The organism is Candidatus Curtissbacteria bacterium (assembly GCA_024654445.1).
Classification (GTDB): domain Bacteria; phylum Patescibacteriota; class Microgenomatia; order Curtissbacterales; family GWA2-41-24; genus JANLHP01.
In genome coordinates this window covers 178816-194024 of sequence record JANLHP010000017.1, presented here as the reverse complement: position 1 = coordinate 194024, position 15209 = coordinate 178816, and the positions used below count along the sequence as shown (strand labels likewise).

General features: G+C 42.0%; 14 protein-coding genes. 6 read left to right on the top strand and 8 right to left on the bottom strand.

What is annotated here, in order from left to right:
• Positions 1-9: 9 nt before the first annotated feature.
• The 4 genes from NUV69_03310 to NUV69_03295 all read left to right on the top strand — a co-directional run bounded on the left by NUV69_03310 (position 10) and on the right by NUV69_03295 (position 5064).
• Positions 10-564, top strand: coding sequence for a hypothetical protein (locus NUV69_03310; protein ID MCR4324692.1), 555 nt, complete (start codon positions 10-12; stop codon positions 562-564).
• Positions 565-692: 128 nt separating this feature from the next.
• A complete protein-coding gene (locus NUV69_03305) occupies positions 693-3566 on the top strand; it encodes a DUF4012 domain-containing protein (GenBank protein MCR4324691.1) in 2874 nt (957 codons plus the stop codon).
• 69 nt (positions 3567-3635) lie between these two features.
• The gene (locus NUV69_03300; protein MCR4324690.1) at positions 3636-4385 is read left to right on the top strand and encodes a 50S ribosomal protein L25; all 750 of its coding nucleotides are present in this window, start codon (positions 3636-3638) and stop codon (positions 4383-4385) included.
• A gap of 10 nt (positions 4386-4395) precedes the next feature.
• Entirely contained in the window at positions 4396-5064 is a 669-nt protein-coding gene (locus NUV69_03295; GenBank protein MCR4324689.1) for a hypothetical protein, read from the top strand.
• Here NUV69_03295 and NUV69_03290 read toward each other — a convergent pair.
• The 7 genes from NUV69_03290 to NUV69_03260 all read right to left on the bottom strand — a co-directional run bounded on the left by NUV69_03290 (position 5061) and on the right by NUV69_03260 (position 12103).
• Positions 5061-5387 (bottom strand): hypothetical protein, encoded by a 327-nt coding sequence (locus tag NUV69_03290; protein ID MCR4324688.1) that lies wholly within the window; start codon positions 5385-5387, stop codon positions 5061-5063. The genes NUV69_03295 and NUV69_03290 overlap by 4 nt on opposite strands.
• A complete protein-coding gene (locus tag NUV69_03285) occupies positions 5375-7474 on the bottom strand; it encodes a valine--tRNA ligase (GenBank protein ID MCR4324687.1) in 2100 nt (699 codons plus the stop codon). Before NUV69_03285 ends, NUV69_03290 begins: the two co-directional genes overlap by 13 nt.
• Positions 7475-7601: 127 nt before the next feature.
• Positions 7602-7934: a hypothetical protein gene (locus NUV69_03280; GenBank protein ID MCR4324686.1), complete on the bottom strand. Its 333-nt coding sequence runs from the start codon at positions 7932-7934 to the stop codon at positions 7602-7604.
• Between the two features lie 5 nt (positions 7935-7939).
• Positions 7940-8326, bottom strand: coding sequence for a hypothetical protein (locus NUV69_03275; GenBank protein MCR4324685.1), 387 nt, complete (start codon positions 8324-8326; stop codon positions 7940-7942).
• A 179-nt stretch (positions 8327-8505) separates the two neighbouring features.
• Positions 8506-9483, bottom strand: a complete 978-nt coding sequence (tsaD, locus tag NUV69_03270) for a tRNA (adenosine(37)-N6)-threonylcarbamoyltransferase complex transferase subunit TsaD (GenBank protein MCR4324684.1) — start codon at positions 9481-9483, stop codon at positions 8506-8508.
• Positions 9484-9645: 162 nt separating this feature from the next.
• Entirely contained in the window at positions 9646-10152 is a 507-nt protein-coding gene (locus NUV69_03265; protein MCR4324683.1) for a DUF192 domain-containing protein, read from the bottom strand.
• A gap of 88 nt (positions 10153-10240) precedes the next feature.
• Complete coding sequence (locus tag NUV69_03260; protein ID MCR4324682.1) at positions 10241-12103, bottom strand: VanW family protein; 1863 nt, start codon at positions 12101-12103, stop codon at positions 10241-10243.
• 72 nt (positions 12104-12175) lie between these two features.
• Here NUV69_03260 and NUV69_03255 point away from each other — a divergent pair, with 72 nt between their 5' ends.
• Together NUV69_03255 and NUV69_03250 are read left to right on the top strand one after the other, a co-directional pair.
• Positions 12176-13504 (top strand): extracellular solute-binding protein, encoded by a 1329-nt coding sequence (locus tag NUV69_03255; protein ID MCR4324681.1) that lies wholly within the window; start codon positions 12176-12178, stop codon positions 13502-13504.
• 47 nt (positions 13505-13551) lie between these two features.
• Positions 13552-14556: a hypothetical protein gene (locus tag NUV69_03250; protein ID MCR4324680.1), complete on the top strand. Its 1005-nt coding sequence runs from the start codon at positions 13552-13554 to the stop codon at positions 14554-14556.
• A 7-nt stretch (positions 14557-14563) separates the two neighbouring features.
• Here the strand turns inward: NUV69_03250 and NUV69_03245 are convergent, their stop codons facing one another.
• Positions 14564-15154, bottom strand: a complete 591-nt coding sequence (locus NUV69_03245; GenBank protein MCR4324679.1) for a hypothetical protein — start codon at positions 15152-15154, stop codon at positions 14564-14566.
• Positions 15155-15209: the final 55 nt, after the last annotated feature.

The window sequence follows — 15209 nt, the reverse complement described above, 5'->3', positions numbered from 1 at the left end:
CAATTTGTAATGGAACTTAAAGATTACTTAAAAATCCTTAGAAAAAACGCAACCTTCGTTTTAATCCTCATGCTTTTTGGAGCAGTGATCGCAATTCTTGTCACTGTCAAAATCCCTTCCGGGTATAAATACAGTAAAACTTTTTTCATCAAACCGGGCGTCGAAGCAAACAATACAGAAGCATTTTTCGTTCAGGAAAAAACACGCAACTTTACAGATACAGCCCAAGCCATAATAGAAAGTGCGGATTTTAAAACCGAAGTTATGAATAGTGGCGAGTCGATCAGTGTTAAAAAGTTAGCGCCTCAAGTGTTGCAAATAACCACATTTTCCAAAAGCAAAGAAGCTAGCACATCTCTGATGCAAAAAATCCAGGATTCGTACAATACCAAAGTCGCAGCCTTAGAAGTTTCAAACCAAAAATCAACTTTGCAACCCCTAGGCACTGCGCCAGAACCCGCTTTCACAAAAGCAAACAAAATAGTCTTCGTTACAGCAGGACTACTAGCAGGTGCCGCAATGGCGATTTTTGCAATTAGTTTAAAAACTTACTTTAAGGTGTAAACAAATGACCAAATCGCAAATTACTAATACCAAACAAATAAATTTTAAATTCTTAATTAGAAATTAGAAATTGAAAATTACTTTAACCGTTTGTAATTTGGTGCTTGTGATTTAGAATTTAAACCAAAATGGAACCTGCCCACCACACAAAGAAAATTCATGTCTTAATAACAGAAGTCGGCTCGTTTTTGGGAACCGAACTCGCCAAATCCCTTCTTGCACAAAATTGCGTCGTCTACGGCGTAGGCTCCTCTCATCTTCCCCACGCTGTTTTGGCAAACCATGATTTCACGCTCCTCGAAATTGATCTAGGCCAACCCTTACCTGATTATTTGCCTCCATTTAACGTAATTTTCGATCTTTCAGTTTTAAATACAGCTAAGGTCGCGCCGTCTCACATTCCTCACATTTCTCCTCAAACCGCGAACATAATCCATCTTTCACAAAGGGATAGTTCTGGTGTCTTTGTAGTTTCCCCAGTAAGAACGAGCCCTGATTTTCTTGATCATTTAATCTTAAGAAGTGCCAGCGATCGCAATCACCAGGAAGATCTCAAAAAAAGGGTAAATCTGCTTCTCTTGGGCGATCTTTATGGCCCCGAGATGCCGGATCACGAAAATAACGAGCTGTCCAAATTAATCTTTCAGGCGATAAAAAGCGACAAGATTATTCTCGACAATGAAGGGCTGCGTCAGGTCTACCCCGCTTACATAACAGACGTAATTTATGCGGTAATCAAAATTGCATTTTCAGAAAATTCAAAAAAAGTCCACTTCCTCCTTTCTGAAGGCGCAAAAACGTCGCTCTCTACCGCTTATGAAATTCAAAACGTAATGAGAGTTACAACCGGAAAAGAAATTGGACTTTATTTTTCCGGCCCCGAAGGTCATGGAGTCCACGAGCCGGAAATCATAGCAAGAGAGCATGCTGACCACGTAAATCCCAAGGTCAAACTACAAGAAGGTCTCAAGAACACAATCGATTATTTCGTTGACAAAGAAGAAGTGCATGTTCAGGAACCCAAGCCCGAAAACAAACCCCAACCCACGTACACAGACAAACAAGACGAAGTAGTCAGAGAAAAGGAAGAAAAGCACAAAAGAATTAAGGCCCATGTACCAAGACCAAGCTTCGCCTCTTACAAATCTTTTCGCAAAAGACCTCTTTTTATTGCGCTAATTTTAATTACTCTATTTTTCGCAAAAATGAGCCTGGATCTGTTTTTTGGGGCCAGTGGTCTTAAAGGAGCAAGAACGAACCTGACTGCAGGAAACTTTCAAGAGGCCAAAGAAAATGCAACGCGAGCTAAAAATTCATTTGCTTCAGCTCGCAACCTGGTCAAAGCCGCTACCTACCCATTTTCCTTTATTCTTCCAAACCAGATAGACAGCATCAATAATTCTCTAGAGGCTGCGCATTACGCATCAGCGGCAACGCTCTCGTTTACAGAAGGCAGCCAGTCTCTGCAAAAAAACTTACAAACAATAATCTCGAGCGACACACAAAAAGGCGACTTTGACGTCGAGACACCAACGGCTAATTTTAGAAAGGCTTACATAGAATCTTCACGCGCCAAAAACCTGCTGGAAAACTCCAAAAGCCTACCCTTCAAGGGTACTCTTTCAATATCCCAACAAAACGCCCAAAAATTAAATGCAATTTCCAATTCAGCCCTCGAGATGACACTTCTGATGGAAGAGCTGACAGGAAATGGTGCTAAAAAAACCTACCTCGTTTTAATTCAGAATAATACCGAACTTCGGCCGGGCGGGGGGTTTATCGGAAACGTCGCACAGGTCGAATTTGACGGCGGCCAATTAAAAAACATTTCAGTCGAAGACGTCTACACGATAGACGGTCAGTTAAAAGAATCAATAAAACCCCCGCCAGAACTCACAGAAAAACTTGGTACGCAAAATCTTTATCTAAGAGATTCAAACTGGACCGTAGATTTTGAAGTTAACGCAAAAACCGCTCGAGATTTTTTTAAAAAAGAAACGGGCAAAGACGTTGATGGTGTCATAGCGATAGATCTAACTTACGTTCAAAATATTCTTTCAAAAATGGGGCCGGTCAAGCTTACAGATTACAACGAAGAGATCAGCGCAGATAATCTCTTCGAAAGAGGAGAATACCATAGTGAAGTAGGGTTCTTTCCAGGTTCAACTCAAAAACGCGATTTCTTCGGCTCTTTGACCAGGACACTCATCGACAAAACTCTGGGCAGCATCAAAACTGAGGCAGCAAATAATCAAGAAAACACGAGTCCTTGGCTCGCGCTAGTAGAAGCGACCTCAGAAGCACTTTCGGAAAAACACTTAATGCTTTCATTTGATAGCCCAACACTCTCAACCTTTGTTAAAACCAAAGGATGGAATAATCCTCTTCCCCCGCTCACCTATAATCCAGCCGACACTTCTGGTCAAACTCGTGATTTCTTGGCACTTTCGGAAGCAAACTTAGGAGCAAACAAAGTAAATAGATTTATAGAAAGGAAAGTTTCATACGAAATGACAATCGGCAAAGACGCCGACTTAGTTGGTAAGTTAAAGATTAATTACAAAAACAACAGCCCAGCAGAAACATGGCCTGCAGGCAGATACACGAACTTTCTAAGAGTCGTAGTTCCGTTTTCAGCCGGGCTCAATGAGTTTAAAGATGCAGGCCAAACGCGTACTTCCGAGGTAAATACAACCTCAACCGGAAACTACACAGTTTTTTCGACATTTGTCGAAGTCCCCATAAAATCCGAAAAAGAAATCATCTTCACCTATCACGTTCCGAAAAACATAAAACTCGAATCTGCACCGGTTTATTCTCTCTATATTCAAAAACAACCGGGCACCGAAAAAGATCCACTCGAGTTTAAACTCAATCTTCCAGGGTACTTAATTCTTAAATCTATAAACGGGGATGAAACTTACTCAAAATCGCAAAATGCGCAAATCACAACCGACCTTTCAAGGGACCGCGAGTTTAAAGTAGAGATCGGAGAAAAATGACAGAGCTTATTTCTCCCCAGATCCAACAATAATTGACCAAGCTTACCGATTTCTGCTACCATTTCCGCTATGGAGCAAATCCCGCTTTCCGCACAACCAAGAACAGTGCTCGGCAAAAAAGTTAAAACCCTCCGTAAGGAAGGCGTCATCCCTGCTCATGTTTTTGGTCACAAAATAGAAACAATACACGTTCAAGTCAACGCGGAGGACTTTAAAAAAGTTTTCGAAAAAGCTGGTGAAACCGGGATAATCGACCTTTCAATAGACAAAGACAAAAGACCAGTTATGGTTCGCGCCATTCAAGTTCACCCGATGACAGATGACCCTCTGCACATCGATTTTTACCAAGTAAATCTGACGGAAAAGGTAAACGTCAACGTCCCTCTTGAAATTGTAGGTGAAGCTCCCGCAGAGGAAAAGAAAGTTGGTCTTCTTCTGACTCCAGTTTCCGAAATAGAAGTTGAAGCTCTTCCGACAGATATTCCGGAGAACCTCGAAGTAGATGTTTCTAGGCTTGCCGCAATTGGGGACGAAATTAAGATTAAAGATCTTCCAATAGACCGAGACAAGGTCGAAGTTATGTCAGACGAAGAGCTCGTTGTTGCCCAAATTGGTGAACTTGTAACTAAAGAAATGGAAGAAGTCGAGGCAGAAATCGAAGCCGAACAAGCTGAAGTCGAGGCAGAAGCCGCCGCCGAAGCTCCTGTGGAAGGCGCAGAAGCTGGAACCGAAGGTGAAGGCGAGAAAAAACCTGAAGGAGAACAAAAAGATCAAGGCGGCGGCAAAGAAGATAAACCTCCAGAAGAAGCAAAAGAATAATTATCCTCTTATGTCTGAAAGAAACTTCCTTAGAAAATCTCTCCTCGTGGGAGTGCTCGGAATCTCTGCCATCTCATGTGCTGAAAATCAGCAACCAGACGTAACTATAACGCCGATAGTTAGGCCAGTTTTAACTCCAAACCCAACACCACAGTTAAAAGAAACTATTCCTCAAATACCCGAGGTCAAAATTCCTCCAGATAAAGTGATTAAAGTTAATGTAAAGCAAAATTCGACAACCGACATCGGAGTGAATGAGCTCAGGATCTATCAAGACTCGAAGACGGGCTTGACATTCCTTGGCATGAAAGCTTCCAATAGCGCAATTTTACTTACTAAGACTGAAAGAGAACAACTCCTGCTTGAAGAACCAGTCTTTGGCTTCGTGCCTTATGATGAAAATTTCAATGTTGAAGAATCTATAAATAAATTTGAAAAACCAAATAGTGATGCCACATTGAGCCTGGAGCAGGCGTATTCTACTGCTTCAAAAATGTGGGATGGTGAATTCTACGGGACGTCTTTTTCGTACACTCTTACCCCCCAGCTCAACCAAGAGTTAATGTATGTTTTTGGACCAAATTTAACATTTGTGTGGCAAGGACCAGACCTAGTTATTTCCGAAGCAGGAATATTAAAAATGAAATTTAAATTTGTAGAAAAACCACCTCAAACCTAAAGGTCAGGATTTAACCTCTTAGACTCATCAAGCGCCCTTTTTGAAGAATCCATGTCCCCCACTCGCTCGTACAACACTGACAACCGTAGCCAAGCCTGAGAATAATCGGGTCGTGCGCTAACAATATCCAAAGTTTTCTCAATTTCACCGTTTAAATACTCCCTATCCTCATCTGTAATACTGCCCCCTTGTACTTTTTCAGTTGAGTCAAAAACTTTGATATTTGGCAATAGAAATACGATGAAAAACAACACCAGAAGCAAAAGTACTAAAAATATGCGGGAAATAATGCGGAAAATATGCGGGGAAACTACTTTGGCCATTCCTCGAGCATTATAGATTTTTTCTTATTTTCGAACTTTTGATATATCTCTTCGGTAACGAAAGGCATGAACGGATGCAGGACTATAACCGAGCTTCTCAGAATATACTCCAAAACAGGTTGCGACTCTACCCTTCTATTTTTAGTCTTTTCGATATAAACATCGGCAAAATCATGCCAGACAAAGTTGTAAAGAACATCAACCGCCAAATGCAGCTCAGCCCTTTCCAAATGACTCGTCAACTTCTTTAAAGCTTCATCAAACATTTTCTTTATATGTTTATCATCGGCATGGCTAAAGGAAAGTTTATCGCTGGTACCCTCCGGCTTAAGCTCCAAAATAAATCTTGCAATGTTTCTGATTTTTGTCGCATAATTCCTGAAATTTTTCCCGCGCTCATCCGTTATCTGTTTGGAAACTCTTCCGTCTCTTCCTGGGACGCTGTACGTGTAGAGCGCCATCCTTGTCGCGTCCACTCCCCAATTATCAATCAAATATGTCGGCTCTATCCCATTTCCAAGCGATTTTGAAAACTTTCTGCCTTCCAGGTCTCTCAACATGCCATGGAAGAACATAGTTTTAAACGGAGATTTTCCCGTAAAGTATTTAGAAATCATTATCATTCTGGCGATCCAAAGATATTTGATCTCTGGCGCCGAAATTTCAAAATCCCAAGGAAAATACCTCTCGAACTCCTTTGTTTTGTCAGGCCAGCCGAGAGTCGACATCGGCCAAAGACCAGAAGAAAACCAAGTGTCCAAAACTTGCTCGTCCTGCTTCCAGCCTTCACCCGGTGAATGCAAAGAAACCTTTTGCTCTCCATCTTTGTACCAGACAGGAATCCTGTGTCCCCACCAAAGAGATCTTGAAATGCACCAATCATGGATATTCTCCAACCAGTCTGTCAAGATCTTTTCGTAGTTTTTCGGCAAGAATTTAATCTCGCCATTTTTGATCGCCTCTATAGCACCTTTTGCTAGATCGTCAACCTTCAAAAACCATTCCTCCGAAATTAAAGGCTCTATGGTCGTTCTGCATCTTTCACAAACCGGCACAGAATGAACGATTTCCTCAATCCTTTCGAACGCCCCCTTCTTTTCTAACTCTTCGACAATCACTCTCCTGACCTCCTGGGCATTTTGCCCCGCGAACTTTCCTGCATTCTCATTAAGTTTTCCGTCCTTTCTGATAACGGATATAACTTCCAGATCATGTTTCATTCCAATTTCGTAATCTGTTATTGAATGCGCTGGGTCCACCTTGAGAGCCCCGCTACCAAATTTAATGTCTATGCCATCATCAGCAACAATTGGAACCTCACGATTAACAAAAGGGACCAGAACCTTTTTGCCTATTAGATCTTTGTATCTTTTATCTTTTGGATTAACAGCAACAGCGACATCCGCAAACATCGTCTCCGGTCTAACAGTCGCGATCGTTATGTTTTTGTCTTTCTCTCCAACTAATTTATATTTGATGTAATAAAGATTCTCTTTCCTCTCTTCGTAGTCCATCTCAACATCTTCAATCGCAGTCTTGTCTTTAGGACACCATTGAACAATGTAAGGACCTTTGTAAATCAGACCGCGGTCAAAGTAGGTTTTGAATTCTTCAAAGACAGCTTTTTGTGGACCCGGGTCTAGTGTGAAAACCTCTCTATTCCAATCCGCAGACAGACCCATTAAGCGCCAGCTAGAAGAGACCGCTTTGTAAATTTCCTCTTTAAATTCCCAAGCTTTTTTCATCCACTCTTCCCGACCAAGCTTTTGTTTAGACAAACCATCTTTGGCAAGTTTTTTATCGAAGGTTGTTTCGAATTGAATACCAGCATGGTCCACTCCCGGCAACAACAAAACGTCAAAACCCTGCAATCTTTTGAAACGAGCAAGTGCATCGAGAATAGAATGTTGCATCGCATGTCCTAAGTGAAGTTCACCGGTTAAGTTTGGCGGAGGTATTAAAAGAGAATACGGTTTCTTAGAAGACGACGGATCAGCGGCAAATAAATTTTCCTTCTGCCAAAAATCGTAAAGATTTTTTTCCGAATTTTCCGTCTGTGGTTTTTGTGTAATCATTTCGTCTTTCACGTGAGCACTAACATTTTACCCTTTTTCTCCCACGTGTAAAAAGTTCCAAAATCTGAGTCCTGTTGATAACTCAGTCAACAAGTCAAAGTACCACGTGAGACAAAAGAATTTTAATGAAAATAAAAACCTATTTTTCGGGAGCGATTCTTGCCAAACTATCCATGACTCCAGTGTCGACAAAGAACTCCAAAACGGACTCTTCAGTAATGCAGCCCTCGCGGAGTTCACTTAGGACTCTAGTTGCACTTTCTATTCCAGGGTGGCAGGTCTCATTTACATACTCTGCAAATTGACGAACAACCCGATCTCGCTCACCATTCAGCTTTCCGATGCCGCGGTCGTGTTCTTCTTCTTTAACCCAGCCGAGTTGTCTTTGAAAGTTATAAAAATTTATGCCAGCATAGTTATCATAAATTTTTTCAGCTATTGTCTTTTTAACATCCGGGTGAATTCTTTCCATTTTACTTATGTATAAAGCTGCTGTGGATGACCAAGCGTTCGAAAATCAAAAGATGTTTGGCTTAGTACCTTTTCTTCATCAGAAATTTTCAGTTCCGCGAAAAACGCCTCGGCTTCGTCGTGCGGAATGCATGTTGAGCGTCCCTCATCATCAAACATTGCCTCGAGCTTCTTAGTTCTAGGAGAATAATCTCCTCCAAGAGCCTGAACCAAGTCGCGAATTAGAAAGTCCCTTTCCAGAATTACTCTCCTCATCTCGCTGGTATAGACACGTCGTCTCGAAATACCTGAGTTCGCAGCAATAAAAATTACCTCTGCGGTCTGCTTTAATCGCTCAAGCGTACCCCTGGCCTCGACAAATAAATTAACTCTGTTTTCAGATCTGTCTATCATTTTTCCACCAAAAAACCGAGGCCTCTGCCATCGGTAAATTTTGTCTATTTTAACCTATAATAGAAGTTTTGTAAACCCCGATAGAAGTTGCGGATAAAAAGTTTTTTTTCGCAATTTTGTTATCTCACAAGATTTAGAAGTATTACCTCGAACTTCAGAAACTTTCTTTCGGGTAAAGTTTAGTCGAAGTAAAGATCAGGTCTGGCAGTAAGCTTAAGAGGATCAATTTTTTCCTGATTATAATACGCCGCGGACGCGATCATTGCTCCGTTGTCTGTTGAGAGTCTCTTCTCCGGGAAATAAAACCGAAGGCCTTCTTTTTCCCCGGCCCTTTTCATCACATCCCTAAGTCTGAAATTTGCGCTAACTCCCCCGCCTACAACTATATTCTTTACCTTAAATTTCCTCGCAGCTAAAACTGCCTTTGTAGTTAAAACATCGACAATCGCCTCCTGAGCTTCAAAAGTAATTGGAGCTTTACTGGCGTCCTTACCACTCTTTTCTACTAAATAAGCAACAGCCGTTTTTAAACCCGAAAAAGAAAAGTCAAAATCACCACTGTTTTTTAAAGGTCTGGGGAATTTTAGAGAAGTTTTGCCCTTCCATTTTGCAGCTTCTTTCTCAATCCCCGGCCCACCCGGGTACCCAAGCCCCAAAAGCCGTGAGATCTTATCAAATGCTTCACCTGCTGCGTCATCTCTTGTTCCCCCAAGCCACTTAAACTTTCCATGACCCTTCATCAAAAGCAAATCCGTGTGACCTCCGGAAACAATAAGCGCTATTAGCGGAAATTTCGGAACGTTTTCACCGACCCAATTCGCGTATATGTGACCAAAAAGATGATTTACACGAATAAGCGGAACGTTCCAGGCTAAAGATAAAGTCTTCGCTGCTTCTACACCGACTAGAAGTGACCCTGCAAGTCCCGGTCCGTACGCAACAGCAACTGCATCAACCTTATTTTCCCCTACAGCCTCATCGATAACGGGCACAATCAACTTAACCTGTTCTCTCGCGGCTACTTCCGGAACGATACCGCCATATTTGCTCTGGAGTTCAAGCGAGGTAGATACGACATTCGTAATTATTCTTGTTCCATTCGAAACGACAGAAGCACTTGTTTCATCGCAAGTTGTTTCGATTCCGAGAACATTCATATTATTTTATATAAATTTTGTTTGAGGAATATCAGAGGAGCGCCAGAATGGCGAACTGCTGATATTCCAAGTATTAACATAGTTAAGAAACAACCCTGAGTTTAATCGAACGGGTCGTTTCAACGCCTAAAATGTTCATGAGGGAATTCTATCACTTAAGAGTTATAGTTCGAAGTTTGCCTGGTCGTCTATTTGCACGCCATTAAGATTGGCAAGACCGGCATTTACTTCCAGAACGTAAACAGCGGGCGTCGGTGGGCTATACTTAGTCAACTCGCGGTCACTGCTGTCAGGCTCCGGAGGAGCATTATGAACTATATGAACCACTCTCTTATTTTCGTCCAGCCAAATTATGTCTATCGCAAATTTCATGTCTTTCATCCAGAATGTGAAGTTGCCTTTTTCAGGGAAAACAAACAACAAGCCCTCGTTTAGCGGCAAAGAATCCCGTTTGCTCAACCCATTCTTTCGGCTTTCTTCATCTGCTGCTATCTTTGCATTCACAGAGAGCGTCTTGATAGTAACTTGCGCACTTTCCTTCGGGCCGTTTTGGGAACCAGTATCACGGGCAGGCTTAAGAAAAGTCGTGGTAGTAAAACCTTGGCCGAAAACGAGTAAACCTATCACAAGCAAAAATAATCCGAAAATAATCGATAAATCCTTCTTCATAAACTACTTCATGTTTCTTTTCAATTTTTCATAGCCATTTGAATTTGAAATTTGACATTGGTAATTGTTTGAAATTACTTAAGCATGCTTAAGTTCCTGTTCCTACTAAGTATACCGCTTGCCATGGACGATAGTTAGATTTAAAGGATTCATCTGTAATTGTTTCTCCCCCTCGAAACACTTTTCTGGTAAAAACAGAGTTAGCCCCAGGGGCCGCGAAATCCACTTGTTTCACCGTGCCCTTCAGTAAACTTGGGTCATCTTGATATTTAGGCTCTGGTGCTGGCCTAATATTTGTAACCACCGGCTCTCCTAATTCCACGGTTCTGCCGTCACTTGTTCCATATATATCAACCTGAAGTCTGGCGTTAGAAGGGTCCACAATCGCTTGTACCAAAATATGATGCTTCGTGTCATTTTTGAAAATTAGATCAACAGCCGGAGACCAAACAGTAGCATCCAGTCCAGGCTTAAACCCTCTTTGTTCATAGTAACCAACCCTGTAGGCGTGTGCCGTCCTCGCAGTGATTGGAAGTCCAGAGTTTAGGGCAGCTCTAAAAATAGTCGTTGATACCTGGCAAATTCCGCCTCCGTCGTCCAGCACAGTTCTTCCTCCAGAGATCACGTAAGCAGGTTTGTATCCTGTTGCTCCGGAAACCTCACCCACTGCCTTGTTGAAAGAAAAACTCTCACCAGGTTTTACTATCGTCCCGCTTGCTCTCGATGCTCCCAAGCTCAAATTATAAATTCTATTTGCAATCGATCCTGAATAGTAAGAAACGCCCCTTCCGACCAATTCTTTAATTCCCAGCGTGTTTATTTCATCGCTAGCGATTTTTGCTCGCGTAACAAGAACCGGCAAATCAATTACGATTTCCTTGTCAGTTACATTGCTTTGTGTGGAAACATGACTTAGCAGAAGACGTTTGGTCTCCACCTCGTCAAGTGCTTGACCATCCTGCGCTGGTATGAAGTTTTGAACCCTCTCCCCATCGAAAGAAAGTGTTGCGTCGACCGTTTCTTTGTTAACAGATGACGCAATACCACCAACAAACTTGTCGAGCTGCTCCTGATTAACCCCCACATCTAATTCTCTTTTCCCTATACTTCCAATCGCCAAATCCACAATTGTTACTTCTTGCCCCAAGTTCATTCCGGCGAAACGTCCGCCTTCCTGACCACTAGGTCCAAACTCGAGAATATTAATGAAGTTTGAACCAGATAGCGTCCACAAGTCCGCCTGAAATTTAAGAGTAATCCTTTGACCGGAAAGGGCATTAACCTTAGATAGGGCTTTCTGCGCTCCCTCAAAATCAACCTTAGGCTCAGTAGTAATAATCACAACCTCTATTGGGTCGGGATCCAAAGAATTAAGCGCCATAGCCAAGTCGCGATTTAGTTTCGACGAATCGATGGTCCTTCCCCCTTCTCCGTTTTTGACAACAGATCCCTTTTGCCCTGGAACAATTGTTGCGTTACTAACTTCCCTTAATGCCAAATCCGCTCCAGCATCACTCTTAAGCCGAGATTCAAGTTGGGTCAACTTGTCAAAATCGACTTCAAACGATGGAGCAACATCTTTTTTTGTGAATAAAAATAGCAGTGACTCAAACAAATCGTCAAGTCCTTTCGGTTTACCAGCAGCAACCGCTTCAAAAGTCGTCTTATCGTAGTCAAAAGTAACACCTATTTCTTCCCAAGTAAGATCAACGACACGATTGCTATCCTCGATCTTAAAAGAAACAGGCTTATTCTTAAAGCCAGACAGTCTAGACTCGATCGAGTCTTCAATCTCCACCCTCGTTTTATTTGACACGTTTTCTCCAGCAAAATAAGTGTTAAACAGTACGCGGTCACGCCAAAAAGAATAAACAAAAACGCCCAAAAGAATAAGAGCAACAGTCAAAATCAGAAAGAATCTAATCTTATCTTGTCTTAAATCAATATTCATCTCTTGATTTTAGTAGCCATTTGTACGCATTATGATATCATAGAAAAGAGCCACAAAAGTCCAATTAACCACATGCCCAAATCGAAATTTTCGAAGCTGCCAAAATTACTTACAGTTTTCGCCTTTCTTATTATAATAAGTATCACCCTCTCCGCGTGCTCATACCTTCCCTTTGGTAAAAAAAGCCAGGGACCTGTAGAAATCGAATACTGGGGACTGTGGGAGTCACCTACAGTCATGGACGCGGTGATAAAAGATTATCAAAAAATCAAACCCAACGTCACAATCACCTATAAAAAAAGAACCCCTCAGCAATATAGGGAAACTCTCGAGAGCCAAATACAAGCAGGCAAAGGCCCCGACGTATTTAGGTTTCATAACACTTGGACTCCCATGCTCAAAGAAGAACTTGATCCGGTGCCATCGAGCGTAGTCTCGAACTCAGAATTCGCCAAAAACTTCTACCCCGTTGTTTCCAGTGACCTTAAACAATCGGGTAAATACGTTGGAGTACCTCTTGAAATTGATGGCCTCGCGCTTTTTTACAACGAAGATATCCTCCTTGCAGCAGGCATTACCGCTCCACCAAAAACATGGAGTGAATTTGCCCAAATTGCCGCCAAATTAACGGTCAAAGACACAGCCGGAAACATTCAGACAGCAGGCGGAGGTATTGGCACAGCAAGTAATATAGACCATTTTTCTGACATTCTCGGTTTAATGATTCTTCAAAACGGCGGCGATCCCAAATCACCCAAAGACAAACGAACAGCCGATGCTCTGGAATACTACACCCGCTTCGCTCAAGGGCAGAACCGTATTTGGGACGAAACAATGCCAGCCTCGACGGTTGCATTTACAGGCGGAAATCTAGCCATGTACTTTGGTCCTAGTTGGAGAGCAATAGAAATCAAAAACGCGAATCCAACTCTTAAATTCAAGGTCACAGCTGTTCCTCAACTTGAAGCAAATAAAAATACATGGGTTACTTGGGCTAGCTATTGGGCCGAAGGAGTTTCCGCAAAAAGCACCAAAAAAGAAGCAGCCTGGGAATTCGTTAAATATCTGCAACAAGACGAAACTCAAATAAAACTCTATTCTCAGGCAGCCAGCACTCAAGGAAGATTCTTAGGAGAGCCTTATTCTAAAATCTCACTAGCCGCCAAAATCGCCGCCGACCCATTTGCGGGTGCATACGTTGCTCAAGCTCCATACGCAAGATCCGCCCCAATAGCGTCACGTACATTCGATAATGGCCTCAACGATCAAATAATCAAAGCTTACGAAGATGCTATTAACCGAAGCCTTGCTGGCTCCCCCGCCAACCTGGCCTTAGAATCTACGGCTAACAACGTCGCAACAATTCTGGCAAGATTCACCGCGCCGGCACCAGCAAAGTAATTTTTTGTTTACACTTCCCACTTTCTGATATATAGTTTTCTAAGAAAATGACGCTTAAATCTGCAATAATTGCGACGCTTGCCTTAGGCCCGCAACGAAGTGAGGGCCGCAAGCTAAATACCTTAAATTTGGGAGAATCTATAATTGCTACTTTAGCTTACCACGACCTCTTCGACTACCCTCTCCCTCAAGATGAAATTTACCGCTATTTAATAGAGAAGAAGTCGTCTCTGGGGTCAGTCGAAAAAGAGCTGGCGAACCTGAATAGAAACAAAAAGATATTTCACGGAAAAAGCTACTATTCCCTACCCAAGAGGAGCAAAATCATAAAAACGCGAATCCAAAGGACCAAACACTCCGAGGCTAAATACAAAAGAGCCCTCCTTTATGCCAAAATCCTCAAAACCATCCCCTTCCTCAAACTCGTTGCCCTTTCCGGCGCTCTTTCCATGCGAAATTCACAAAAAGATGACGATATCGATCTTGTTTTAGTTTCAAAAAAAGGTACGCTATGGACTACCCGCTTTCTGGCAAATACCCTACTTTTCAACGTAAAAAGAAACCCTCAGTCCCCTAAAACTTCAAACAAAGCATGCCTGAATATTTTTATAGACGAGTCGAGCCTCACGATAAAAGATCAAAATATCTACATCGCTCACGAAATTTGCCAAATGAAACCACTATGGGATAGAAATGAAACCTATAGTAGATTTATCAACAGTAATCAATGGATATACAAATATATGCCAAATTGGAGACCTCAAGAGATGGAAAGTGGAAAATGGAAAATGGAAAATCATCAAAGTAGGGGAGCAGCCAAAAAAGACTCATCACTCAACACTCTAGGCCCGCAGTCCGAAGGACGAGGACCGCATGGCACTGTATATCACTCAACACTAGTCGAAATTTTACTCAAGAAGTTTCAATTATGGTACATGAAGGAAAAAATTTCGACCGAAAAGATAGGGGACAAACAACTGTTTTTTCATCCTAAAGACACTCAATCGTGGGTTATCACAGAATACGAAAAAAGGTTAAGAAAGTTGCCGTGAATGAGATCTAGATTTCCTCACCATACCGTTGTACAAATTCACCCCTCCATTGATCCAAAAATAGTCGAATATCCTCATTATCACTAGGACTCCCCATTGTTTGAGATTGTAGGCCACGACTAACAAGCACATCATTTATTGAATCAAAAAGCCCCCTCGTGACAGGGGAGTATTCAGATACCTGCCCATAAGCTCTCTTCTCTAGCGTCTCTACTTTTTCATGGTCAAAAATACCCCCATCTTCATCGTCAAAAACCCAAGAAATTCTTCCCCTAACTCCATCATTTTTTCTCACGCCGCTTATTGAAGCGTCTGAAAATTCTCTCAAAATAAAGGTTTTAAAACTATACGTCCCAGAAGAATGGTTTAATAAACTCCAAAGTTTCACTAATAACAACCAATTCATTTCCGACCTTGACCTCCTCAGACTTACAAACGAATTACTCTCAAACCTTTCCATCAGATCCTCCGCACTGGAAGGGAAATCATCCCCGGTCAAAGTAATTTCACGAGGGAGCATTTCACATAATTGTCTAGCATTACTATTCAACTCCTTAGGGTCCGGTCTTGGACGAAATTTGTATTTTTCCCAGCTCACAATGCTGCAAATTATACTATATGCGTAAACAAAACAAAAAACCCTCGCTTGACAA

What these genes read in the sequence shown, in the direction of transcription:
- NUV69_03300 (MCR4324690.1), top strand. Translation starts at nt 3,636, where the DNA reads ATGGAGCAAATCCCGCTTTCCGCACAACCAAGAACAGTGCTCGGCAAA.
- NUV69_03275 (MCR4324685.1), bottom strand. Translation starts at nt 8,326, where the DNA reads ATGATAGACAGATCTGAAAACAGAGTTAATTTATTTGTCGAGGCCAGG.
- NUV69_03310 (MCR4324692.1), top strand. Translation starts at nt 10, where the DNA reads ATGGAACTTAAAGATTACTTAAAAATCCTTAGAAAAAACGCAACCTTC.
- NUV69_03260 (MCR4324682.1), bottom strand. Translation starts at nt 12,103, where the DNA reads ATGAATATTGATTTAAGACAAGATAAGATTAGATTCTTTCTGATTTTG.
- NUV69_03295 (MCR4324689.1), top strand. Translation starts at nt 4,396, where the DNA reads ATGTCTGAAAGAAACTTCCTTAGAAAATCTCTCCTCGTGGGAGTGCTC.
- tsaD (MCR4324684.1), bottom strand. Translation starts at nt 9,483, where the DNA reads ATGAATGTTCTCGGAATCGAAACAACTTGCGATGAAACAAGTGCTTCT.
- NUV69_03290 (MCR4324688.1), bottom strand. Translation starts at nt 5,387, where the DNA reads ATGGCCAAAGTAGTTTCCCCGCATATTTTCCGCATTATTTCCCGCATA.
- NUV69_03305 (MCR4324691.1), top strand. Translation starts at nt 693, where the DNA reads ATGGAACCTGCCCACCACACAAAGAAAATTCATGTCTTAATAACAGAA.
- NUV69_03280 (MCR4324686.1), bottom strand. Translation starts at nt 7,934, where the DNA reads ATGGAAAGAATTCACCCGGATGTTAAAAAGACAATAGCTGAAAAAATT.
- NUV69_03250 (MCR4324680.1), top strand. Translation starts at nt 13,552, where the DNA reads ATGACGCTTAAATCTGCAATAATTGCGACGCTTGCCTTAGGCCCGCAA.
- NUV69_03265 (MCR4324683.1), bottom strand. Translation starts at nt 10,152, where the DNA reads ATGAAGAAGGATTTATCGATTATTTTCGGATTATTTTTGCTTGTGATA.
- NUV69_03255 (MCR4324681.1), top strand. Translation starts at nt 12,176, where the DNA reads ATGCCCAAATCGAAATTTTCGAAGCTGCCAAAATTACTTACAGTTTTC.